The organism is Achromobacter denitrificans NBRC 15125 (assembly GCF_001571365.1).
In the GTDB taxonomy this organism is placed as follows: Bacteria; Pseudomonadota; Gammaproteobacteria; order Burkholderiales; family Burkholderiaceae_B; genus Achromobacter; species Achromobacter denitrificans.
Genome location: NZ_BCTQ01000003.1, coordinates 40,332 through 64,098 on the forward strand (window position 1 = coordinate 40,332; position 23,767 = coordinate 64,098).

Annotated in this window: 15 protein-coding genes; 9 read left to right on the forward strand and 6 right to left on the reverse strand. The window is 68.3% G+C overall.

The annotated features are described in order from the left end of the window. Nucleotides 1-3: 3 nt before the first annotated feature. Nucleotides 4-768 (reverse strand): IclR family transcriptional regulator, encoded by a 765-nt coding sequence (locus tag ADE01S_RS03925; RefSeq protein WP_075873238.1) that lies wholly within the window; start codon nucleotides 766-768, stop codon nucleotides 4-6. Nucleotides 769-939: 171 nt separating this feature from the next. Between ADE01S_RS03925 and ADE01S_RS03930 the strand changes: the two genes are divergently transcribed. From ADE01S_RS03930 to ADE01S_RS03940, 3 genes are read left to right on the forward strand one after another with little or no spacing between them, the layout of a single operon-like run. Then, nucleotides 940-2,220, forward strand: a complete 1,281-nt coding sequence (locus tag ADE01S_RS03930) for an NAD(P)/FAD-dependent oxidoreductase (RefSeq protein ID WP_062680157.1) — start codon at nucleotides 940-942, stop codon at nucleotides 2,218-2,220. Nucleotides 2,221-2,232: 12 nt separating this feature from the next. Then, nucleotides 2,233-3,249: a Bug family tripartite tricarboxylate transporter substrate binding protein gene (locus tag ADE01S_RS03935; RefSeq protein WP_062680158.1), complete on the forward strand. Its 1,017-nt coding sequence runs from the start codon at nucleotides 2,233-2,235 to the stop codon at nucleotides 3,247-3,249. Further along, nucleotides 3,246-5,078: a gamma-glutamyltransferase family protein gene (locus tag ADE01S_RS03940; RefSeq protein ID WP_228468476.1), complete on the forward strand. Its 1,833-nt coding sequence runs from the start codon at nucleotides 3,246-3,248 to the stop codon at nucleotides 5,076-5,078. Before ADE01S_RS03935 ends, ADE01S_RS03940 begins: the two co-directional genes overlap by 4 nt. Here ADE01S_RS03940 and ADE01S_RS03945 read toward each other — a convergent pair. Both ADE01S_RS03945 and ADE01S_RS03950 read right to left on the reverse strand, forming a co-directional pair. After that, the gene (locus tag ADE01S_RS03945; RefSeq protein ID WP_062680159.1) at nucleotides 5,060-6,226 is read right to left on the reverse strand and encodes an alpha-hydroxy acid oxidase; all 1,167 of its coding nucleotides are present in this window, start codon (nucleotides 6,224-6,226) and stop codon (nucleotides 5,060-5,062) included. The genes ADE01S_RS03940 and ADE01S_RS03945 overlap by 19 nt on opposite strands. A gap of 7 nt (nucleotides 6,227-6,233) precedes the next feature. Then, the gene (locus ADE01S_RS03950) at nucleotides 6,234-7,205 is read right to left on the reverse strand and encodes a Bug family tripartite tricarboxylate transporter substrate binding protein (protein ID WP_062680160.1); all 972 of its coding nucleotides are present in this window, start codon (nucleotides 7,203-7,205) and stop codon (nucleotides 6,234-6,236) included. 103 nt (nucleotides 7,206-7,308) lie between these two features. Here ADE01S_RS03950 and ADE01S_RS03955 point away from each other — a divergent pair, with 103 nt between their 5' ends. Beyond that, nucleotides 7,309-8,211, forward strand: a complete 903-nt coding sequence (locus ADE01S_RS03955; RefSeq protein WP_062680161.1) for a LysR family transcriptional regulator — start codon at nucleotides 7,309-7,311, stop codon at nucleotides 8,209-8,211. A gap of 33 nt (nucleotides 8,212-8,244) precedes the next feature. Here ADE01S_RS03955 and ADE01S_RS03960 read toward each other — a convergent pair whose 3' ends face one another. After that, nucleotides 8,245-11,007: a DEAD/DEAH box helicase gene (locus ADE01S_RS03960; RefSeq protein ID WP_075873236.1), complete on the reverse strand. Its 2,763-nt coding sequence runs from the start codon at nucleotides 11,005-11,007 to the stop codon at nucleotides 8,245-8,247. 3 nt (nucleotides 11,008-11,010) lie between these two features. Continuing rightward, on the reverse strand, nucleotides 11,011-12,135 hold the full coding sequence (locus ADE01S_RS03965) for a hypothetical protein (protein WP_062680162.1): 1,125 nt from the start codon (nucleotides 12,133-12,135) through the stop codon (nucleotides 11,011-11,013). A 422-nt stretch (nucleotides 12,136-12,557) separates the two neighbouring features. Here ADE01S_RS03965 and ADE01S_RS03970 point away from each other — a divergent pair, with 422 nt between their 5' ends. The 5 genes from ADE01S_RS03970 to ADE01S_RS03990 all read left to right on the forward strand — a co-directional run bounded on the left by ADE01S_RS03970 (nucleotide 12,558) and on the right by ADE01S_RS03990 (nucleotide 21,049). Further along, nucleotides 12,558-14,702 carry a hydantoinase/oxoprolinase family protein gene (locus ADE01S_RS03970; protein WP_062680163.1) on the forward strand — a complete coding sequence of 715 codons (2,145 nt, stop codon included), beginning with the start codon at nucleotides 12,558-12,560 and terminating at the stop codon, nucleotides 14,700-14,702. A 21-nt stretch (nucleotides 14,703-14,723) separates the two neighbouring features. Beyond that, nucleotides 14,724-17,048, forward strand: coding sequence for a hydantoinase B/oxoprolinase family protein (locus ADE01S_RS03975; protein ID WP_062680164.1), 2,325 nt, complete (start codon nucleotides 14,724-14,726; stop codon nucleotides 17,046-17,048). A 31-nt stretch (nucleotides 17,049-17,079) separates the two neighbouring features. Further along, nucleotides 17,080-17,586 carry an acetone carboxylase subunit gamma gene (locus ADE01S_RS03980; protein WP_062680165.1) on the forward strand — a complete coding sequence of 169 codons (507 nt, stop codon included), beginning with the start codon at nucleotides 17,080-17,082 and terminating at the stop codon, nucleotides 17,584-17,586. Nucleotides 17,587-17,846: 260 nt separating this feature from the next. Next, on the forward strand, nucleotides 17,847-19,808 hold the full coding sequence (locus ADE01S_RS03985; protein WP_242663382.1) for a sigma-54-dependent Fis family transcriptional regulator: 1,962 nt from the start codon (nucleotides 17,847-17,849) through the stop codon (nucleotides 19,806-19,808). Between the two features lie 140 nt (nucleotides 19,809-19,948). Next, nucleotides 19,949-21,049 carry an NAD(P)-dependent alcohol dehydrogenase gene (locus ADE01S_RS03990; protein WP_062680167.1) on the forward strand — a complete coding sequence of 367 codons (1,101 nt, stop codon included), beginning with the start codon at nucleotides 19,949-19,951 and terminating at the stop codon, nucleotides 21,047-21,049. Here the strand turns inward: ADE01S_RS03990 and ADE01S_RS03995 are convergent. After that, nucleotides 21,036-23,753 (reverse strand): cation-transporting P-type ATPase, encoded by a 2,718-nt coding sequence (locus tag ADE01S_RS03995; protein WP_062680168.1) that lies wholly within the window; start codon nucleotides 23,751-23,753, stop codon nucleotides 21,036-21,038. The genes ADE01S_RS03990 and ADE01S_RS03995 overlap by 14 nt on opposite strands. Between the last annotated feature and the right edge of the window lie 14 nt (nucleotides 23,754-23,767).

The following is a 23,767-nucleotide window of genomic DNA, read 5'->3' on the forward strand; positions in this document are numbered from 1 at the left end:
GTCTCAGGCGTGCTTGCTGATCGCCCGGGCCGCCCGGATCACCAGCGGCCCCAGTTCGCTGCGCGCGCGCTCCAGCGACCAGCGGGGCTTGGGCACCGAGATGTTCAGCGCGCCCATGGGCTGGCCCTGGTCGTCGTGGATGACGGCCGCCACGTTCAGGTCACCCGGGTAGAACTCTTCGTCGGCGTAGGCGTACTGGTCCCGCCGCGCTTCATCGATGAAGGCGCGCAGCGTGGCGAGGTCGGTCGTGCTGCGCGGCGTGTGCTTGATGCGCGCCACGCCGCGCAGCTTGCGGTCCAGTTCGGCCGGCGGCAGCAGCGCCCACAGGGCGCGGCCCGACGCTGAGGCCACGCAGGGAATGCGCGTGCCTGCGGGCATGTATTCCGGGATGTGGCGCGCCGGCGCCACGCGCATCACGAACACCATGTTGTCCTGGTCGTCGGGCACGCCCAGGTTCACGATCTCGCCGCATTCCTGGTTGACCTGGTGCAGCACCGCGTGCGCGTGCTGGAACAGGGGCTGGCGGTAGAGATAGCTGTAGCCCAGCCCGACGGCCTTGACCGTCACGCTGTAACGCTTGGTGCGCGGATCCCGCCACAGGTAGCCGCCCCGCTCCAGCGTGTGGGCCACGCGCTGCGCCGAGCCCATGGTGATGCCGTTCTCCCGCGCGATTTCCTGCAGCGTCAGCGAGGCGTGGGCGCGAAAGGACTCCAGCACGGCCAGGCCCTTCTCCAGCGACTGGATCATCAAGGCGGAAGGTTCGGACATCGGCACTCCAAGGGTAGGAACGGGCGCCGCGGCCCCAGGCAAACCCTAGGTGCCCGGGCCGCGGATCGAGCAGTATAAAAACGCTCAGAGATATCTCTATCCGTATTTTGTTATCGCATAGCGATAAAACCATACAAGGGAGTCGCAACGCAAGTGCCGACCTCTCCGGATTTGACGCGTTCTTCCCTGCCGTCCGCCCTGCCCCCGGCGGTCGACGTGGCCATCATCGGCGCCGGCATCATCGGCGTGAGCGCCGCTTACGCGCTGGCCCAGGCCGGCGTGCGCGTGGCGGTCTTCGAAAAAGGCGCGGTGGCCTGCGAGCAGTCCTCGCGCAACTGGGGATGGGTGCGCACGCTGGGCCGCGAGCTGCCGGAGGTTCCGCTGGCGCTGCGCGCGAACCAGCTGTGGGGCCAGATCCAGGACCGCATCGACGTGGGCTTTCGCCGCAGCGGCATCCTGTACCTGCAGGAGTCCGACGCCGACGCGGCCGGGCACCAGGCCTGGATCGACGGCGCCCGCGCCTACGGCATCGACGCCCGGCTGTTGGGCAGCGGCGAGGCCCGCGGCCTGCTGCCGCAAACCGCCCGAAACTGGACCGGGGCCATGTACAGCGCCAACGACGGCGTGGCCGAACCGCAACTGGCCGCCCCCGCCATCGCCGCGCTGGCGCGCGCCGCGGGCGCGCAGATCCTGGAGGGATGCGCGGTACGCGGCGTGGAGCTCGCGGCCGGCCGGATATCGGCGGTGGTCACCGAGCGCGGGCGCGTCGCCGCCCAGGCCGTGCTGGTCGCCGCCGGCGCCTGGTCGCGGCTGTTCTGCGGCAACCTGGGCGCCGATTTCCCTCAACTGAAAGTCCGCGGCTCGGTGCTGCGCACCACGCCCGTCGAGGGCGGGCCGGCCGCCGCCGTCAACGGCCGCGACTTCACCTGCCGCAAGCGCGCCGACGGCGGCTACACCGTCTCCCAGTTCGGCGCGTCCATGGCCGACGTCGTGCCGGACAGCTTCCGCCTCATGCGCCATTTCCTGCGCTCCTGGCTGGCCAACCGCGACTTCGTGCGGCTGCGCTTCGGCAAGCGCTTCTTCGAAGAGCTGGGGATGCCGCGCCATTTCCCGGCGGACCGCGCATCGCCCTTCGAGCGGCATCGGGTGCTGGACCCCCGCCCGTCCGAGCTCGGCATCGAACAGGCCTGGCGCCGGCTGACGCATGCGTTTCCCGTATTCGCCCAAGCCAGCATCCTGCAGTCCTGGGCCGGCTACATCGACGTCACCCCGGACGCGATGCCGGTGATGGACGCCGTCCCGCGCCTGCCCGGCCTCTACCTCGCCTCGGGCTTCTCGGGGCACGGGTTCGGCATCGGCCCCGCCGCGGGCGAGGCCATGGCGCAACTCATCCAGGGCCGGACGCCCGCCATCGATCTGCATCCCTTTCGCTATGGCCGCTACGGCTCCTAGGAGATCTCCCCCATGCCCATCCGCGCACTGGCCGCAACGCCCTCCCGCCCACTCGCCCGCCGCGCCGTCCTCATGGCGGGCGTGGCCGCCCTGCTCGCGCTGGTCCAGCCGCCCGCCGCGCGCGCGCAGGCCTGGCCGGACAAGCCCATCCGCATGATCGTCGGCTATCCGCCGGGCGGCGGCACCGACACCGTGGCGCGCGTGCTGGCGCAGCAGCTGGGCAAGCAGCTCAAGCAACCCGTCGTCGTGGAGAACCGCGCCGGCGCCAGCGGCACCATCGCCACCCAGCAGGTCATCCGTTCCGAACCCGACGGCTACACGGTGCTGTTCGCCACCGCCTCGCCCCTGACGGGCGCGCCGCTCACGGTCAAGGGCCTGACCTACGATCCCATGAACGACCTGATCCCGGTCTCGCGCATCGGCGGCGGCCCGTTCATCCTGGTCGCCCACCCCGCCTTCCCGCCCAACACGCTGCCGGAACTGGTCGCCTATGCGCGCGCCCATCCCGGCGAGGTCAATTACGCGTCGCCGGGCGTCATGACCGCCAACTACTTCTTCTCCGAACAGCTGAACATGGACGCCGGCATCAAGACCGTGCACGTGCCCTACAAGGGCAGCGCCGCGCTGCTGAACGACGTCATGGCCGGACAGGTGCAATACACGCTGGACACCCCAGGCACCACCCTGCCCCTCATCAAATCCGGCAAGCTCAAGGCCCTGGCGATTTTCAGCGAGAAGCGCCTGGACCGCGCGCCCGACATTCCCACCGCCAAGGAAGGCGGATTCCCCAACATGGTGGGCGGCTCCTGGTACGGCTTGCTGCTGCCCAAGGGCACGCCGCCGGAGGTCGTGGACGCGCTGTACAAGGCCACCAAGGTCGCCCTGTCCGGCGAGGACGTCCGCCGCGCCATGGAAGAGCGCGACGTGATCATCGAAGGCAGCACCCCCGACCAGTTCCGGACCTACCTGCTCGCCGAATTCAAGCGCTGGCAAGGCGTGACCGAGAAGCTCGGCATCAAGCCGCAATGAGCCCCCCGCGCGGCGCCGACGCGCCCGCCCGCAACAAACACCACCGCCCCACGCCGGAGACCTCCATGCCCGCCACGCCCTACGCGCCCGACCTGACCTCGGGCAGCGCCCCCACCTCCATGCGGCCCACGCTGGCCGGCCTGAAACACATGATCTCGGCCGGCCACTACCTCGCCACCCAGGCCGGCATGGATATCCTGCAGGCCGGCGGCAACGCGGTCGACGCGGGCGTGGCGGCGGGCATCGCGCTGGGCGTGGTGCAAAGCGATATCGTGAACTTCGGCGGGGTCGCGCCCATCCTGGTCTATCAAGCCAGCGCGCGGCGCGTATTCAGCATTTCCGGACTCGGCGGCTGGCCCCGGGCCGCCCGATTGGAAACCTTCCTGGAAAAGCACGGCGGCACGATACCGGCCGGCGTCCTGCGCACCGTCATCCCGGCCGCGCCCGACGCCTGGATCACCGCCCTGGAACGCTTCGGCACCCTCAGCTTCGGCGAAGTGGCCGCGGGCGCGATACGCCTGGCGCGCGATGGCTTCGTCATGTATCCGCTGATGGCCGAGGTGCTGGCCGAGAACGAAAAGAACTATGCGCGCTGGGCGTCGAGCGCGGCCATCTACCTGCCCGGCGGCAAGCCCCCGCCCGCAGGATCCATCTTCCGCCAGGCCGACCTGGCCGCCAGCATCCAGTACATGGCCGATGAAGAGCGCCTGCGCCAGGGCCAGGGCCGCGCCGCCGGCCTCGCCGCCGCCCGCCGCGCCTTCTACGAGGGCGACATCGCCGCCGCCATCGTCAAATACCACCAGGAAGAAGGCGGCCTCGTCACCCGCGAGGACCTGCGCGATTTCTCGGTCGACGTCGAGCCCGCGCTCGCCACCGATTTCCACGGCACCCAGGTGCACAGCTGCGGCTTCTGGTGCCAGGGCCCGTCGCTGCTGCAGATGCTGAACATCCTGGAGCCGCGCGACCTGCGCGCGCTGGGCCACAACTCCGCGCCCTACATCCACCTCCTCACCGAAACCATCAAGCTGGCCTTCGCCGACCGCGAGGCGCACTACGGCGATCCCCGCCATGTCCCCGTGCCGCAGCAGGCGCTGCTGTCCAAGGACTACGCCCGCGCCCGCCTGGCCATGATCGATCCCGATCGGGCCGGCCCCGACATGCCGCCCGCCGGCCGCCTGCCCGACGCGCGCGGCATCGACCTGCGCGCCGCCGGCCCGGACGACATGGCGCGCACCGATCCGCGGCTGGACACCTCCTACGTCGCGGTGGTGGACAAGGACGGCAACGCCTTTTCGGCCACGCCCAGCGACGGCTCGTACAACGTGCCCGTCATCCCCGGCACCGGCCTTTGCGCCTCGGGACGCGGCAGCCAGTCCTGGGCCGAAGCCGGCCATCCCTGCGCCATCGGCCCCGGCCGCCGGCCGCGGCTCACGCCGAATCCCTCCCTGGCCATCCGCCCCGGCGGCTACGTCATGCCCTTCGGCACGCCGGGCGGCGACGTGCAATGCCAGGCCATGCTGCAAACCTTCCTCAACATCGAAGTCTTCGGCATGGAAGTCCAGCAGGCCATCGAGGCGCCCCGCTTCGCCACCTTCAGCTTCCCGTCCTCGTTCGAGCCGCACAACGCCATGCCCGGCCGGCTGATGATCGAAGACCTGGTCTCCCGCGAAGTCGGCGACCGACTGGCCGCCATGGGCCATACCGTCAAGTGGTGGCAGGACCGCAGCTGGCGCGCCGGCGCCATGTGCGCGGTCAAGCACGACGTCGAGACCGGCATCCGCCACGGCGGCGCGGACCCGCGGCGGCCGGCCTATGCCATGGGGTGGTGAAGCGACGGCTCCGCCTGCGCGAGCCCCCGGGCCTGGACCACGCCGCTTGCGCGGTCCAGCCCCAGCAGCACCATGTTGCGCTCGTAGTCCTCGGCCAGCAGCCGGATGACGTCCCGCACGCCTTTCCTGCCTCCGCAGGCCAGGCCGTACAGCGTCGGCCTGCCGACGAACACCGCCCGCGCGCCCAGCGCCTGGGCGCGGAGGATGTCCGCGCCGCTGCGAACGCCGCTGTCCAGGAACACCGGGATGCGGCCGCCGACCCGATCCGCAACGGCGGTCAGCGCGCCGATCGCCGACGGCGCCGCGTCCAGCTGCCGGCCTCCGTGATTCGACACGATGACTCCGTCCACGCCATGGCGCACCGCCAGGGCCGCGTCCTCGGGATGCAGCACGCCCTTGAGCACCAGCGGCCCGTCCCACAGCCCGCGCAGCCAGCGCAGGCTCTCCCAGACCAGCGACCTGTCCATGCTGCGCGCCAGCAGCGAGGCCTGCACGTCCGTCGGCAACGCGTCGGCGGCCTCCTCGGCCAGGTTGACGAAGCGCGGCGGACCGCCGGCGAGCATCCGCAACGCCCACCCTGGCCGCCGCGCGATGTCCCAGGCCAGCCGGGGCGTGATCCGGAACGGGATCTTGAAGCCGTTGCGCGCGTCGCGCCAGCGATGGCCCCCGACCGGCACGTCGGCCGTCAGTACCAGCGCCCGGTAACCCGCGCCGCGCGCGCGGCGCAGCAGCTGCTCCGCCAGCCGCCTATCCTCCATCACGTACAGCTGCAGCCATTGTTCGCCGCCGCCCGCCTGGGCCCGCACGTCCTCGGCGCGCTCGTTCGAAGCGGTCGACAGCACGAAAGGCACGCCGCTCTCCGCGGCGGCGGCGGCCAGCATCGCGTCGCCCCCGGGGCGCACGATGCCGTTCAAGCCCGTCGGGGCCAGCGCGAACGGCAGGCGCCAGGACGCCCCGAACACCTCCACCGAGGTATCGACCTGGCGGGTGTCCTGAAGCACTCGCGGCGTCAGCCGGATCCGCTCGAAGTCGGCGCGGTTGGCGGCCAGGCAGGTCTCGTGCTCCGCGCCGCCGTCGATGAACTCGTACACGAACCTGGGCAGGGACTTCCGGGCCCGGCGCCGGTAATCGTCTATCGTAATCAGCACTCGGCACCTATTGCAGCGTCAGGCCGCGCTCGCGGATGATCTTGCCCCAGCGCGCATTCTCCTGCGCCACGAAACGCGCCATCTCGTCCGGCGAGCTGAACCAGGGCTCGACCGCGATGCTGGCGAAGAAGTCAATCACCGGCTGCGACGCCAGCGCCGCGCCCAGCGCCCGGTTCAGCGCGTCCACCGTGGCGCGGGGCGTGCCCGCGGGAACCAGCATCCCCTGCCAGGCGAACGCCTCGAAGCCGGCCAGCCCTTGTTCGTCCAGCGTGGGAATGTCCGGGAAATTCGCCATCCGTCGCGGGCTGGCCACGCCCAGCACCTTGAGCCGGCCCGTCTTCATCTGCGGCACCACGGTAGACGCATCCATCAGCGCGAACGACACCGCGCCCGCCATCAGGTCCGTCACCGCGGGCGCCCCGCCCCGGTACGCCACGTGCGTCATCTTCAGGCCCGTCCGTTCGCGGAACAGTTCGGCCGCCAGATGCTGCGGCGACCCCACGCCCGAGCTCGCGAAATTGGCGCTGTCGGGATTGGCCTGCGCCCAGCGCAGGAATTCGGCCAGGTTGTTCGCGGGCACCTTGCTCGACACCACCAGCAGGATCGGATAGCGCGCATACAGGCCCGCCGAGACGAAGTCTTTCGCGCTGTCGTAAGGCAGGCTGGCGAACAGATGCGGATTGGCCGCCAGCGTGGCGAAATCGCCCGTGAACACCATATTCCCTTGCCCCTTCGCGTTGGCCACGTAGGCGGCCGCGATGTTCGTGGCCCCGCCCGGCTTGTTGCTGACGAAAAACCCGCGGCCCATTTGCGCGCCCACGCTTTCCGCCAGCTTGCGCGCGATCACGTCGGAACCGCCGCCCACCGGATAGGGATGCACCCATTCAACCGGCCTCTCGCTGCCTTGCGCCCAACCGGCAGCCGCACTCCCTCCCGCCGCCAACGCGAACAGGACTTTCAAGAACAGTCGCTTGCGCATATCGCTTTCTCCCCCCGGTGAACGCATATCGGATGGCGAGAGTGTGAGGCCGCGCGGCATTCCTGAGAATTGTTATTTCACATCAAAGTCATTACATTTCGGTATGACCTACAACCTGCAAGAACTGCGCGCATTCCTCGCCGTCATCGAAGACGGATCGCTGGGCAAGACCGCCGACAAACTCGGCCTCACGCAGCCGGCGCTGAGCAGGATCGTCAAGCGTCTGGAAGCCTCCGTCGGCGAGCCGCTGTTCGAGCGTCACACCGGCGGCATGCGCCTGACGGCCTATGGCAAGGCGCTGGCCCCGCATGCGCAATTGCTCTGCCGCGAAGAGAAGATCGCGCGCGACGAAATCAACCGCATGCGCGGCCTGGCCGTGGGCGCGCTGCGCCTGGGTGTCACCGCGGGCGCGTCCGCGCTCTTCATCCCCAAGGCGCTGGGCACGTTCCTGGAACGCTGGCCCGGCATCGCCGTCGACGTCGTGGAAGGCATCTGGGATGAACTGGCGACCCGCCTGGAGGCTTACCAGGTCGATCTGGTGATCGCCCCGGAGGCCCCGGAAACCGCGCGCATCGCCGCCGCCAGGGACTGCGCCTGGCACGAAAGCATGAACGTGATCGTCGGCGCCGGCCATCCGCTGCAAGGCGGATCGCCCATCGCCATGCAAGCCTTGCTGGCGGAGCGCTGGTGCTTTGTGCCCGAACGCACCGAGCCCCGCAATCGGCTGGTCTCCCTCTTCAGGAAGCGGGGCCTGCCCCCGCCCGCGATCGCGGTGTCCAGTCCCTCGATTCCGCTGCTCAAGAGTCTGGTCGCGCATTCCGGTTTCGTCAGCTGGCTGACCCGGCCCATGTATGCGGCGGAATTGAAGGCCGGCCTGATCCGAGAACTCCAGGTCGAAGGCCTGGACCATAAGCGCCGGTTCGCCGCCTATCATCGGCGCGAAGGCATCCTGCCGGCGCCGGCCTTGCGCTTCCTGGATGAAATCCGGCGGCAGGCCGGCGGATAACGCCCGGGGGCTGGCCCGCCCCCGGCGGGCGCGTCAGGAGACGGGCCCGGCGCGGGAGGCAACGCTCGCTTCGCTCGCCCGCGTATCCACGCTTGCTCCGCCCTTCAGGCAGTGCGCCAGGAACGCCGCGATTTTCTCTTCCACATGGCTTTCGACCGTGCTCAGGCGCAGCAGCGGCACTCCGCTGGTTTTCAGGATATTGTTCTTCAGCGCATCCCGCTCCGATTGCCTGGCATCGGCGTGCGATTCGCCGTCCACCTCGATCACGCCCAAGGGCGTCTTCCCCACCCGGAAATAGAGCACGAAATCGCAGCTTGCCTGCTGCCTGATGAATTCCCGCTCGCGCGGCGCCAGCGCCTCGTTCGTCGATGAAACCAGTTGGGCAAGCCTGACCTGGGTATGGAACATCACCCCTTGGAATGCCGGCAGCGCCAAGGCCTCGCGCAATAGCTGCGCCACGATCTGCTCGGACTTGTATTCCGAGTCCCCCGGCCGCAACCGGGCGTTGAACCGTTCCAGGGATTGGTCGTATTCCTTGTAGAGCAGGTCGAAAGCGGATACGACGGGCGCCCGGCTGATCTGCGCGTCGTCCGCGTAGTACTCCATGTAGCGCACCAGCGCGGCGATATGCCCCGGGCCCGACGCAAACACCTCGTCGCCCGTCACCAGCGTGAACCGCTGCTTGGCCCTCGATACGGCCACGTTCACCAGATGCGGATCGTCCACGAAATCCAGGCTGTCCTGGCTGCTCCGGCTCTTGTCCAGCACGGTGGAAAACACGATCTCGTCGCATTCCCGCCCCTGGAACTTGTGCACCGTGTCCTTGACGAAATCCGCCGGCAGACGCTTGCGCGACAGCGAGACCTGCGCGTTGTAGGGCGCGATGAAGCCCCGGCCTCCCTCCCCGTCCGGCGCGATCTCGCGGCCTCGCTGCAGCACGTCGAGCAGGGAATCCAGCTCCCTGCGGTTCTCGTTGCGTCGGGCGTGGTTTCCCTTGGAGGTGATCAAGAGCCGCAATGCCTGTTCGCCCTTGTCCTGCGTCATCGGGATGAGCTGGCCGTCGTAGAACTGCTGGTTGCAGAACTGGATGATCCGGGGATGGCAACGGTAGTGTTCTTTCAACAGCGTCGCGGGAAGCGCGCCGCCGAACACCCCGATGCAGGAGTCCAGCATGCTGTGCGTATCGCAGTCGTAGTGTTTGCCCGGCGCGGCGATGCCCAGGTTCGCGGGGATGTGCGGAAGCTGCTTGCGGTCTCCGACGACGATCAGGTTCCTGACGCAGCCCAGGGCCAGCACGCCCGGAACGATATCCTGCTGCGAGGCTTCGTCGATGATGGCGTAGTCGAGCACCGCGCCCCGCTTGATCGAATTGAGGATCGAGTGAGTGCTGCTGCCGATGATCGGATAGCGCTTGACGAAGGCATCGAACTTGTTGCGGTAGGATTGCGCGTCGAAATCGTCGGGCACGCCGGGGCGCTGGTGCAAATGATGCTTCAGATGCGCCATCGACGAGGCCGCCAGCGCATCGAGCAGCGCCTTGAAGCCGCCGCTTTCCAGGGCCTCGCGGCAAGCCGCCAGCTCGGCCGACTTCTCCCGCAGCGCCTGGTCGTAGTAGTGGCGCTGCAAGGCGTGGCTCGCGGACTTACGCCCCTCCCCGTCCAGGAAGGGCTTGAGCCGGAATATCCGGAAGTTCAGCAGCAGTTCCACCCTGTCCCGGAGCCGGACCCCGTGCTCGGCCAGGTGGTTCAGGTAGGCGAGCAGATCCGTGGTTTTGCGCGAGGAAAGCTGGTACTTCTCCAGCAGCAGCGACGGCGTCTCGGCCAGGTTCTCGCGCTGCCATTGCAGCAGCCGCCGGCGCTCTATCTCCAGTTCGTCGACTTCGGCCTGCAACCGCGCGGCCGAATTCTGCGCCTGGAGATAGCGCTTCAACTTCTGCAACACGGCCTGGATTTGCGGCATCTCCGGCGCGGGCGCCGCCGCGTCCGGCGACGCAGCGGGCGCGCCGGCGAAGAAGTCCTTGCGTTTTTCCGCGTTGCCCAGCTTGGCGACCAGATAGCCCAGCCCCACCCGGTCCAGCTTCTCATAGACGTTGTCGACCGCCGCATTATTGTTGGACAGGATGGCGACGGTCTGGCCGCGCAGCAGGATGTTGGCGACGATGTTCAATATCGTCTGCGTCTTGCCGGTGCCGGGCGGGCCTTCAACCAGGCTGACCTGGGAAGCAAAGGCCTGCTCCACCGCCTGGAGCTGGCTTTCGTTGACCCCGAAGGGGTAGATCAGATCGCCCGCGGCCTCTCTGGCCGCGTTGCTCCCCGTGCAATAGGCATGCAAGGCGGTGCCCGCTAGCGGGACCAGCCCCTCCAGCTGGCGCTGGACGTTCTCCGCCGCGCTGCGGCTGTCGCTGGATTGGGCCTGCTCCACTCGGGCGCTCGCCACCGCCCGCAGGTAGTCGAATACCCCGCCGTTCCTGATCGGGGCTTCCTGCGCGAATTCGACGGTATCCGCCTTCATCAGATAGGGCTCGGCATTGCCCGGGTAATAGACGGCGGCGTACTTCCCGCCGTACACGACCGCTCGGTCGATGGCGGTGAAGACCACGCTCCCTTTCCTGCCCAGGAGCTTGCCTTCCACCGTCTCGGTCGGAACGACCTCGCACTCGCTCAACGGGCAGGAATAGGTCTTGCCCGATGGGAAATGGCAAGTCAGCACCAGTTCACGGCTTTGGGGCCGGCGCGAAATGGTCCAGTCGCGGATCTGCCGGGTCTTGTCTTCGCCCCTAACGTAGATGGAAACCATACTTCACAGGCGCTCCAGCGCGGCGGCCGACGCCAGCGGGTCAGGTTTGACCAGGGTGCCCGCGGCGTGCTGGGCGCGCAATTCGTCCCACCAATGGCGCAGCAGGCGCTCGCGGTATTCCACCGCCTTGGGATCGACCTTCACCAGCATCTGCGCATCGTCGATGCGCAGCGACGCCAGATAGTCGTCGATGTCCAGCCCGGCATTATGGCCGATGTAGACCGCCAGATAATACGGATAGGCGGACCTCCGGAACACCTTGTCCTCCACCCGGTCCGGATCGATGTTGTCGGCCCGGGCCATGCGAGCGACCGCGCCGTCCACCGCCGCCGAGAAGCGCTTGCGCAGGTCGCGCCGCTCGGATCCGCCGAAATTCACGAATACGATTCCCGACGCGTACTCCTGCGCGAAGAACCATTGCAGCTCCTCGTCGCGCGGGAAGACTTCGAAGACGCGCTCATAGACCATGGTGCTGGAGGGAACGCCCGTGATATCGCTGCGGTGCCTGACCAGCGCGGGAAACCCGATCTGGTCTTCGACGATATGCACGCTGAATCGGCAGATGCGCAGGTCCAGCCCGCGCTTTTCCGCGATGGCATACTCGCCGTCGCGCAGCACGCCGCCAAAGCGCTTTTCGTCCAGGGACGCGAGCCGCGCCTGGTGCGCCGCCAGTTTGTCGTCCGCGGGCAATCGCGCGATGACTTCCTTGGACAGCCAGACGTCGCCCGCGCGGCTGCCGTCGACCTTGGCCGCGTACGGCGCCACCCAGTTCACCTGGGGCACCTCCCACTTGGCCTTCCCCCGGTCCAGTTCCATGCTGTAGCGCATCAGCGTCGTCTCGCCGGAGCCGTTGAATTCATACAGGCCGCCCCAGCACATGGGCGCCGCCGCGATCGACAGGCGCGAACTGAAAGCCAGGGACCAGTTGAATGCCGTCCAATAGCGCAGGTACGTGCCCTTTTCCTGCGCCCGCACTGGCGGCGTCATGTCGGGGAACAGATCGCGCAAGGGGGAAGGATCGACCCGGGCCGCCTCCGCGCGCGCCGTCGGCGCGTCGTACGGCTTGCTCATCATGTCGCGGCCCACGGCGGACAAATCCGCGCAACCGCCCAACGCCAGGACCGACATCGCAAGACAAATCCTGCGACCGGAGAATGCAAACGAACGCGCCAGATCGCCACCGAACCGCATATGAAGGTCTTCCTTGTTGTTGTCGGCATTTAATTCAGAACATTACACTTTAACTCAAATTACAAACTCTGTTACCGATGCCGAGCCACAGCGCCCCGCCCTTCGTGGCGCGCTCATCGGACGGCCCGCCGCTCCCGAACAGGCCGTGAAAACGTTCGAAATCCGTACGTCCGGCTCGGTTCCGGACGCCCGCGCTCCTCTCTCCCCGCGTCCGCCGCGGCCCGCCGCAGGGGCGCCCTCCCTCGCACAGCCTGCTTCCGGCGCATCGCGCCGGGGCGCGCCTGCCGCTGGCATCCATTTTGCTTGGATATCCGCACGCGCCGCGTCAAGCGCGCGGGACAACAACGAGGAGACTCTTCATGTCATTGCAATCCCCAGCCCAGGTGATGGGCATCGATGCCGGCGGCACGATGACCGACACTTTCTTCGTCCGCAAGGATGGCCGCTTTGTGGTCGGCAAGGCGCAAAGCAACCCGGCCGACGAATCCCTTGCCATCTTCAACTCTTCGCAAGACGCGCTCGCGCATTGGGACCGCGACGTCGACGACGTCTTCCCGGAGCTGTTGACCTGCGTGTACTCCGGCACCGCGATGCTCAACCGGGTGGTGCAGCGCAAGGGGCTGGAGGTCGGCCTGATCGTCAACAAGGGGTTCGAGCACGTGCATTCGATGGGCCGCGCCATCCAGAGCTACCTGGGCTACGCGTTGGAGGAACGCATCCACCTCAACACCCATCGCTATGACGAGCCGCTGGTGCCGCTGTCGCGCACGCGCGGCGTGACCGAACGCACCGACGTGCAGGGCGAGATCGTCATCCCGCTGCGCGAGGCCGAGGTGCGCCAGGCCGTGCGCGACCTGGTGGCCGCCGGCAGCAAGGCCCTGGTGATCGTGCTGCTGCAATCCCACAAGAACGGCGCCAGCGAGCGCCAGGCCCGGGACATCGCGCTGGACGAGCTGGCCAGGCTGGGCAGCGAGGTGCCCGTCTTCGCTTCGGTGGACTACTACCCGCAGCGCAAGGAAAGCCACAGGATGAACACCACCATCCTGGAGGCATACGCCGCCGAACCCTCGCGCCAGACTTTGCGCAAGGTCAGCGACCGCTTCAAGAAGCACGGGGCGAAGTTCGATCTGCGCGTCATGGCCACGCACGGCGGCACGATCAGCTGGAAGGCCAAGGAACTGGCCCGCACCATCGTGTCCGGGCCGATCGGCGGCGTCATCGGCTCGCGGCTGCTGGGCCAGGCGCTGGGCTACGAGAACATCGCGTGTTCCGACATCGGCGGAACCTCGTTCGACATGGCGCTGATCACCAAGGGCAATTTCACCATCGTGGCCGACCCGGACATGGCCCGGCTGGTGCTGTCGCTGCCGCTCGTCGCCATGGATTCCGTAGGCGCGGGCGCCGGCAGCTTCGTGCGGCTCGATCCCTACAGCGGCGCCATCAAGCTCGGCCCGGACAGCGCCGGCTACCGCGTCGGCACCTGCTGGCCGGAAAGCGGCCTGGACACCGTCTCGGTATCGGACTGCCACGTGGTGCTGGGCTACCTCAATCCCGACAACTTCCTCGGCGGCGCCATCAAGCTGGACGTCGCCCGCGCCCGCGAGAGCATCAAGCGGCAGATCGCGGATCCGCTGGGCCTGACGGTCGAGGACGCGGCCGCCGGCGTGATCGAACTGCTGGACCTGCAGCTGCGCGAATACCTGCGCTCCAACGTGAGCGCCAAGGGCTACAACCCGACCGACTTCGTGTGCTTCAGCTATGGCGGCGCGGGGCCGGTGCATACCTATGGCTACACCGAGGGGCTGGGCTTCAAGGACGTCATCGTGCCGGCCTGGGCGGCCGGGTTCTCGGCCTTCGGCTGCGCCTGCGCCGACTTCGAATACCGCTACGACAAAAGCGTGGACCTGGCGCTGCCACAGGTCGCGGCGCAGTCCGACAAGGTCCAGGCGGTGGAGACCTTGCAACAGGCCTGGAACGAACTGGCCGAGAAGGTGATCGAGGAATTCCGCATCAACGGCTTCAAGCCCGAAGACGTGATCCTGCGGCCCGGGTACCGCATGCAGTACATGGGGCAGCTGAACGACCTGGAAATCGATTCGCCCATCGCCGGCGCCGGCAGCGCGGACGACTGGGACAGGATCGTGGGCGCGTTCGAAGACACCTATGGCCGCGTCTACGCCAGCTCCGCCCGCTCGCCCGAACTGGGCTTCTCGGTCACCGGCGCCATCATGCGCGGCATGGTCGTCACCCAGAAGCCGGTCCTGCCCGAGGATCCCGAAGCCGGCCCCACCCCGCCGGCCGAGGCCAGGCTGGGCACCCGCAAGCTGTACCGCCGCGGGCAATGGCACGTGGCCACGCTGTGGCACATGGAGGCGCTCAAGCCGGGCAACCGGATCAAGGGGCCCGCCATCGTCGAGTCCGACGCGACCACCTTCGTGGTGCCGCAGGGCTTCTCGGCAAGCATCGACAAGCATCGCCTGTTCCACCTGCAGGAAACCAAGTAATCGGACTCCCGGAGAGACAACATGAACACGATATCAAGAATGGAAACCGGCGCCTCGGGCCTGCTGGGCACGGGCGAAACGCTCAAGCAGTTCCGCGACGCCATCCTGGCCCGCACCAAGGACACCGGCCACTACAACGGCCTGACCCGGCTGGACCTGCGGGAGAGCGAGCCCATCCGCTACGAGAAAATGTTCTCCAAGCTGCGCGGCGGCCTGGTGCATGCGCGCGAGACCGCCAAGCGCATCGCCGCCAGCCCCATCGTCGAACAGGAAGGCGAACTCTGCTTCACTCTGTACAACGCCGCCGGCGACTGCGTGCTGACCTCCACCGGCATCATCATCCATGTGGGCACCATGGGCGCGGCGATCAAGTACATGATCGAGAACGACTGGGAAACCAACCCCGGCATCAACCCGGGCGACATGTTCACCAACAATGACTGCGCCATCGGCAACGTGCACCCCTGCGACATCGCCACCATCGTGCCGATCTTCGCGCAGGGCAAGCTGGTCGGCTGGGTCGGCGGCGTCACGCACGTGATCGACACCGGCGCGGTGACGCCCGGCTCCATGTCGACGGGCCAGACGCAGCGCTTTGGCGACGGCTACATGATCACCTGCCGCAAGACCGGCATCAACGACGTGCCGCTCAAGGACTGGCTGCATGAAAGCCAGCGCGCCGTGCGCACGCCCAAGTACTGGATCCTGGACGAGAAGACCCGCATCGCCGGCTGCCACATGGTGCGCAGCCTGATCGAAGAGGTCATCGCCGAGGAAGGGCTGGAGGCCTACGAGAAGTTCGCCTATGAAGTCATCGAGGAAGGCCGCCGCGGGCTGCAGATGCGGATCAAGGCGCTGACCCTGCCGGGCAAGTACCGCAAGGTGGCGTTCGTCGACGTGCCCTACAAGCACGAGGACGTGCAGACCTCGAACGCCTTCGCCAAGCTCGATTCCATCATGCACTCCCCGGTGGAGATGGAGATCCGCAAGGACGGCACCTGGCGGCTGGACTTCGAAGGCTCCAGCCGCTGGGGCTGGCACAGCTACAACGCGCACCAGGTGGCGTTCACCAGCGGCATCTGGGTAATGATGACGCAGACGCTGGTGCCCACCCAGCGCATCAACGACGGCGCCTACTACGGCACGGAATTCCGCCTGCCCAAGGGCGCCTGGATGAACCCCGACGACCGGCGCACCGGGCACGCCTACGCATGGCACTTCCTGGTGTCCGGATGGAGCGCGCTGTGGCGCGGCCTGGGGCAGGCGTACTTCAGCCGCGGCTACCTGGAGGAAGTCAACGCCGGCAACGCCAATACCTCCAACTGGCTGCAGGGCGGCGGCATCAACCAAGAGGGCGAGATCCATGCCGTCAACAGCTTCGAGGCCAGCTCCTGCGGCACCGGCGCGGGCGCCGTCAAGGACGGCCTGAACCACGCCGCCGCCATCTGGAACCCGGAAGGCGACATGGGCGACATGGAAATCTGGGAGATGGCCGAGCCCCTGCTCTACCTGGGCCGCAATGCCAAATCCAACTCCGGCGGCTACGGCAAGTATCGGGGCGGCTGCGGCTTCGAGACGCTGCGCATGGTCTGGAAGGCGCAGGACTGGACCATGTTCTTCATGGGCAACGGCTACATGAACAGCGACTGGGGCCTGATGGGCGGCTATCCGGCGGCCACCGGCTACCGCTTCGAGGCCCACCATACCGGCCTGAAGGACCGCATCGCCCGCGGCGAAAGCCTGCCGCTGGGCGCCGACACCAATCCGGAGGCGCCCGACTACGAGCAGCACCTGGCGCCCGGGGCCCGCGTCAAGCGGGACCAGCAGTGCATGACGACGGAGGACTGCTACGAGAACTACGACCTCTATCTCAACTACCTGCGCGGCGGCCCCGGCTTCGGAGACCCCCTGGACCGCGAGCTCGACGCCATCGCCGACGACCTGAACAACGAGCTGCTGCTGCCCAAGTACGCGCTGGAGGTCTACGGCGCCGTGGTGACCCAGGACGCCGCAGGACGCTGGCAGGTCGACGCCAAGGCCTCGGCCAGCAAGCGCCTGGATATCCGCAAACGCAGGCTGGAACGGGCGGTGCCGGTGCGCGACTGGATGCGGTCCGAGCGCGAACGCATCCTGGCCAAGACCGCCTCGACCCAGGTGCAGCACATGTACGCCACGAGTTTCGGGCTGTCCAGGAAGTTCGAGCAGCAGTTCCGGGACTTCTGGAGCCTGCCGGCCGACTGGACCCTGACCGAGGAAGAACTCGACGTGCCCACCTACGGGTCCAAGTTCCGCATGGATCTTTCGAAAATGCCCGACGTGAAGACCATCGTGCTGGTGGACGAGTGAGCCGGTGGCTTGCGAAAACAAGGAGACGACAATGACGACTTACACGCAGGAACAGGTGGACCACCTGGTGGACGGCCGGCTGGACTGGGACACCACCATCCGCATGCTGTCCATGCCGAAGGACGGCGAGCGCTTCGAGATGTACCTCAAGACGCTGCAGAAGAAGCTCGACTGGAACGACCGGATCGTCCTGCCGCTCGCGCCGCACCTGTACATCGTGCAGCGCGCGCGCGACAAGCACTGGGTGACGAAATGCGATTGCGGCCATGAGTTCGGCGATTACCGGCAGAACTGGAAGCTCGCCGCGCACGTCTACGTGCGCGAGGACGCCCAGGCCATGAGCGAGGTCTATCCCAAGCTCATGGCGCCCGACACCCAATGGCAGGTGTACCGCGAGTACTACTGCCCCCAGTGCGGCACCCTGCACGACGTCGAGGCGCCCACGCCCTGGTATCCGGTAATCCATGATTTCGAGCCGGATATCGATACCTTCTACAAGGAATGGGTCAACCTGCCCTTGCCCGAGCGCGCGGCATAGCGGGCGGCCGCGGCGCGAACCGGACCGGGATGGCCGCGGCCGTCCTGGTCCGGGTTGCTCCGGATTGACGCCTGGCGCTCATGCCGTCTAATGAACGCGGCTGGCCAGGCACTCGGCCCGCCCCGACCCAGGGCCAGCGGCAGCGCGCGCCCTGCGTACAGCCGGCAGGATAGCCGGCCCATGCATCGCATCTTGGAGACTAGGCGATGGAGCCAAGCTACCGGGAACGGTTTTCAGATCCCGCCGCCGAGCGCGCAGTCATGCAAGCCTGGGAATCGGTCTTGTCCGGCACGATCGCCGGCCCCCCGGGAACCGCGCTGCGCGCGCTGATCGAAGGGTCCTGGCAACGCTGCCTCCAGGCCGACGTGAATCCCCGCGCCTCGCGCGGGCCCGAACCCTTGTCCGAGGACGAACTGTTCCTCCATCGCGAGCGCCAGCGCGATCTGCTCGGCGCCAGCCAGCCCGTGCTCGCCCAGGCCTGTGAAACCCTGGCCGAACTGGGAACCCTGATCGCGCTGTCCGACACGAGAAGCGTCATCCTCAACGCCGTGGGCGACCCCACCGCGCTGGAGGCCGGGCAGGCCATCCATCTCATGCCCGGCGTGGACTGGAGCGAAGCATACTGCGGCACCAATGCCATCGGCACCGCCCTGATCACCGGGCAGGCCGTGCAAGTGCATTCCACCGAGCATTTCTGCGAAGGCATCAAGGGCTGGACCTGTTCGGCCGCCGTCATCCGGCATCCGCTGGACGGCGACGTGGTGGGCGTGCTCGACGTCTCGGGCCTGTCGCGCACCTACAGCCGCCAGCACCTGGCCATCGCCATGACCTCGGCCAGGCACATCGAAAGCCGCTTGCGCACGGCCGAAATGGAACGCCGCTATCAATTGCTGGACGCCGCCCTGGCGCGGTTCGTGGCGGCGGGCGCCGACGTGGGCGTCATCCTGCTCGACCACCGCGGCTGTCCGATAAAGGCGAACGCCCAGGCGCAACGCGCGCTGGACGACGCCGGCGCGGGAATCAACCTGCCCCGGCTGCGGCGCATTGCCGAACTCGCCCTGGGCCCGCACTCCCCGCGCGGTGCGGGCCCCGCGCTGCCGGTCTGGCTGCGGCCCGAATGGGTGGAGCCCGTGCTCGCAGGCCCGGAACGGCTGGGATCCCTGCTGATTCTCCCCCGGCATCCGCCGGCCCCTTGCGCGCCGCGGGCCGCGGCGGCCGCGCAGGTGGCGGACGCGCCGGCGCCCGATCCCTTCAACACCGTGATCACGGCGGACCCCGCCGTGGGCGAACTGGTGGAACAGGCGCGCCGCCTGCGGGGCTCTCCGGTCCCCGTCCTGCTGCTGGGGGAAACTGGCGTGGGCAAGGAGCTCTTTGCCCGCGGGCTGCATAGCCGCGGCCCCTTCATGGTGCTCAATTGCGGCGGACTGTCGCGCGAACTCCTGGCCAGCGAACTCTTCGGCTACGCCGACGGCGCGTTCACGGGCGCGCGCAAGGGAGGCATGCGGGGCAAGATCGAAGCGGCCGAGGGCGGCACGCTGTTCCTCGACGAGATCGGCGAAATGCCGCTGGACATGCAGTCCTACCTGCTGCGCGTGCTCGAAGAGCGCGAGGTGTATCGCCTGGGCGAAAACGTGGCGCGCCGCGTCAACTTCCGCCTCGTCGCCGCGACCCACCGCGACCTGCAGGCCGAGATCAAGGCGGGGCGCTTCCGCATGGACCTCTACTACCGCATCGCCGTCGTGCACCTGCACATCCCGGCCCTGCGCGCCCGCAAGGGCGACGTGGCCTTGCTGGCGCAGGCCTTCGCCATGCGCTTCCAGCAGGAACACGGCAAGGAGGCCGCCGGCATGGAGCCCGACGCGCTGGCCGCGCTGGAGGCCTATCCGTGGCCCGGCAACATCCGCGAACTGCGCAACGTCATCGAGAGCGCCGTGCTCCTGTCCTCCGGCGGCTCGCTCTCGCGGGCGATGCTGCCGCCGGAAGTGAGCCACGCGCCCGCGCCAGCCCCGGCCGCTCCCGGCCCCATCACCCTGCTCCAGGGGGAAGAGGACCTGATCCGCCGCAGCATCGTCGCCAGCGGCGGCAACCTGACCCAGTCCGCCCGCAGCCTGCATATCGCCAAGAGCACGCTGTATGCGAAGATGAAACGCTACGGCATGTCGCGCGAAGACGCGCTGGGCTTCGGGCCCGACCGGCCGGGAATCGACCCGCGCGACGCCTGAGGCGCCCGCGCCGGGCGCTTCCGCCCGGGGATCCATCGCCATGTGCGCGGCAATTGACATGGCGCAAACAATGTCGTCCAGGAATGTAGTTGGAAGCGGTACGCTAAGCCCATACCCGACACGCACTTCAGGAGATTGCCATGCCCGTCATGATGAAAGCCGCTGTCTTTGTCGAACCCGGCCGCATCGAAATCGTCGACAAGCCGATTCCGGACGTCGGCCCCAACGACGCCCTCATCCGCATCACCACCACCACCATCTGCGGCACCGATATCCATATTCTGAAGGGCGAATATCCCGTCGCGCCCGGGCTGACCGTCGGCCATGAACCCGTCGGCATCATCGAGAAGCTGGGCAGCGCGGTGACCGGCTACCAGGAAGGGCAGCGCGTCATCGCCGGCGCGATCTGCCCGAACTTCAACTCGTACGCGGCCCAGGACGGCGTCGCGTCGCAGGACGGCAGCTACCTCGCCGCCATGGGGCTCTGCGGCTGCCACGGCTACCAGGCCACGGCCGGCTGGCGCTTCGGCAACAAGATCGACGGCACCCAGGCCGAATACGTGCTCGTGCCCGACGCGCAGGCCAACCTGGCCCCGGTTCCCGACGGCCTGACCGACGAGCAGGTGCTGATGTGCCCGGACATCATGTCCACCGGCTTCAAGGGCGCCGAGAACGCCAACATCCGCATCGGCGACGTGGTGGCGGTCTTCGCCCAGGGCCCCATCGGCCTGTGCGCCACGGCCGGCGCCCGCCTGCTGGGCGCGTCCACCATCATCGCCGTCGACGGCAACGCCCACCGGCTGGACGTGGCGCGGTCCCTCGGCGCCGACGTGACCCTGAACTTCCGCGACTGCGACGTGGTGGAAGAGATCCTGCGCCTGACCGGCGGGCGCGGCGTCGACTCGTCCATCGAAGCCCTGGGGCTGCAAAGCACCTTCGAATCCGCCCTGCGCGTGCTCAAGCCGGGCGGCACCCTGTCCAGCCTGGGCGTCTACTCCGAAGACCTGAAGATCCCCCTGAGCGCGTTCGCGGCGGGCCTGGGCGACCACAAGATCAACACGGCCCTGTGCCCCGGCGGCAAGGAACGCATGCGCCGCCTGATGAACGTGATCCAGTCCGGCCGGGTGGACCTGGGCGTGATGGTCACCCACCAATACAAGCTCGACAACATCGTCGAAGCCTACGACCTGTTCGCGCACCAGCGCGACAACGTGCTCAAGGTCGCCGTCAAGCCCGCCTGACGCGCCAGCGGCGCATCACGTACTTCTCGATCTCGGCGCCGGCGAACACCAACAAGCCGGCGCCGAGCACGTCCAGCCACTCGCGCCAACCCAGCGGCACCGAGCCGAACACCGCGTGCATGAACGGCGTGTAGGTGTAGGCCAGCTGCAGCGCCACGCAGGCGCCGATCGCCACCCATACATAGCGGTTGCCGAACAGCCCCTCGCGGCTGAACACCGAATCGTAGATGTGCCGGCTGTTGATCAGGTAGAACATCTCCGCCGCGACCACGGCGTTCACCGCCATGGTCCGGGCGCGGTCCACCGACATGCCGTTGGACAGCTCCCACAGGAACAGGCCCAGCGCCCCGGCCATCATCAGCACCGACACCACCAGCACCCGCTGCACGAACAGCAGCGACAGCAGCGGCTCGCCCGGCGGGCGCGGGCGATGGCGCATGATGTCGGGCTCCGCCGGCTCGAAGGCCAGCGCCAGGCCCAGGGTGCTGGAGGTCACCAGGTTGATCCACAGCACCTGCGCCGGCGTCAGCGGCAGCGTGAGCTGGAACAGGATGGCCGCGATCACCAGCAGCCCCTCGCCGCCGTTGGTGGGCAGCATGAACAGCACGAACTTCTTCAGGTTGTCGTAGACCGCCCGACCCTCCCGCACCGCCGCGGCGATCGTCGCGAAGTTGTCGTCGGCCAGCACCACGTCGGACGCTTCCTTGGCGGCCTCGGTGCCCTTCAGGCCCATCGCCACCCCCACGTCCGCGCGCTTGAGCGCCGGCGCGTCGTTCACGCCGTCGCCCGTCATGGACACCACCTGCCCCTGCGCCTGCATCGCCTGCACCAGCCGCAGCTTGTGCTCGGGGCTGGCGCGCGCGTAGATGTCCACGCCCATCACCATCTCGCGCAGCGTCGCGTCGTCCATCAGCGCCACCTCGGCGCCCGTCACCGCCGGCTTGCCCACGCCGATGTCCAGCTGCGCGCCGATGGCGCGCGCCGTCTCGGCATGGTCGCCCGTGATCATCTTGACCTGGATCCCGGCGCGGTGGCATTCGGCCACCGCCGCGATGGCTTCCGCGCGCGGCGGATCCATCATCCCCACCAGCGCCAGCAGCATGAAGCCGCCTTCCACGTCATCGAAGCCCAGGGAGCCGCCCGGGGGGCTCGCGCGCTTGCAGGCCAGGCCCAGCACGCGCAGCCCCTTGGCCGCCGTGTCGGTCGCCATGCGGCGCCAGTAGTCCACGTCCAGCGCCTGCGGCTCGCCCTCGCGGTCCGCCTGCGCGCTGCACATATCCAATACCCGCTCCGGCGCCCCTTTCACGAAAATCCACGGAGCGCCCCGCCCCGCCTCGTGCCAGGTCGCCATGAAGCGGTGCTCGGACTCGAACGGAATGGAATCGCGGCGCGGCCATTCCTCCCGGCCCGCCTCCTGCGTCAGGCCCGCCTTGGCCCCCAGCACCAGCAGCGCGCCCTCGGTGGGATCGCCCTCCACCCGCCAGGCGCCGTCTTCCTCGCGCAGCGCCGCGTCGTTGCACAGCACGCCGGCGCGGATGGCCAGCTCCAGCGCGGGATAAGCCGCCGGATCCACGGGATGGCCGTCGATGCTGCACTGGCCCACGGGCTCGTAGCCCACGCCGCCGACGTCCACCGCCGCGCTCGCGCACACCACGCGCTGCACCGTCATCTCGTTGCGGGTCAGCGTGCCCGTCTTGTCGGAGCAGATCACCGTCACCGACCCCAGCGCCTCGACCGCCGGCAGCCGCCGCACCACCGCCTGCCGCCGCGCCATGCGCTGCACGCCCAGCGCCAGCGTCACGGTCATGATGGCCGGCAGCCCCTCCGGAATGGCGGAGGCCGCCAACGCCACCACCATCATGAACATCTCTTCCGGCGCATGGCCCAGCCACCACGTGCCCGCCACGAACAGCAGCGCCGAGAGCGCCAGGATGGCCACCGCCAGCACCCGGCCGAAATGATCCACCTGGCGCAGCAGCGGCGTGGTCATGCTGCCGATGCCCGACAGCAGCTGGTTGATCCGGCCCAGCTCGGTATGCGCGCCGGTGGCCACCACCACCCCGCGCGCCTGCCCATGCACCACCACGGTGCCTGAATACGCCATGCCCTGGCGATCGCCCAAGGGCGCGTCGGCGGCCACCGCCGAGGTCAGCTTCTCCACCGGGAGCGATTCGCCGGTAAGCGCCGCCTCCTCGACCCGCAACTCCTTGGTCTCGACCAGCCGCAGGTCGGCGGGCACCCGGTCCCCCGAAACCAGCAGGACCTGGTCGCCAGGCACCAGCCCGGCCGCGTCGATCTCCCCGCGGGTTCCGTCGCGCAACACCACGGCGCGCGGCGACAGCATGCCCCGGATCGCGTCCATCGCGCTTTCCGCCTTGCCTTCCTGGATGAACCCGATGATGGCATTGACCACCACCGCCGCCATCAGCACGCCCGTGTCGATCCAATGCCCCAGCAGCGCGGTCACGACCGCCGAGGCCATCATCACGTAGAGCAGGATATTGTGGAACTGCCGCAGGAGACGCATGAACGCGCTCTGGCGCCGCGCCTCGACCAGGCGATTCGGCCCGTAGCGGGCCAGCCGATCCTGGATTTCGCGTTCGCTCAGGCCCGTTGGACGGGTCTGTAGTGCCTCTTCCACGGCCACCGCGGGCCGCGCATGCCAATCTTCTTGTTCGGACAACGAGCGATCGGAGGAAGTCATCGATGGAATATGCC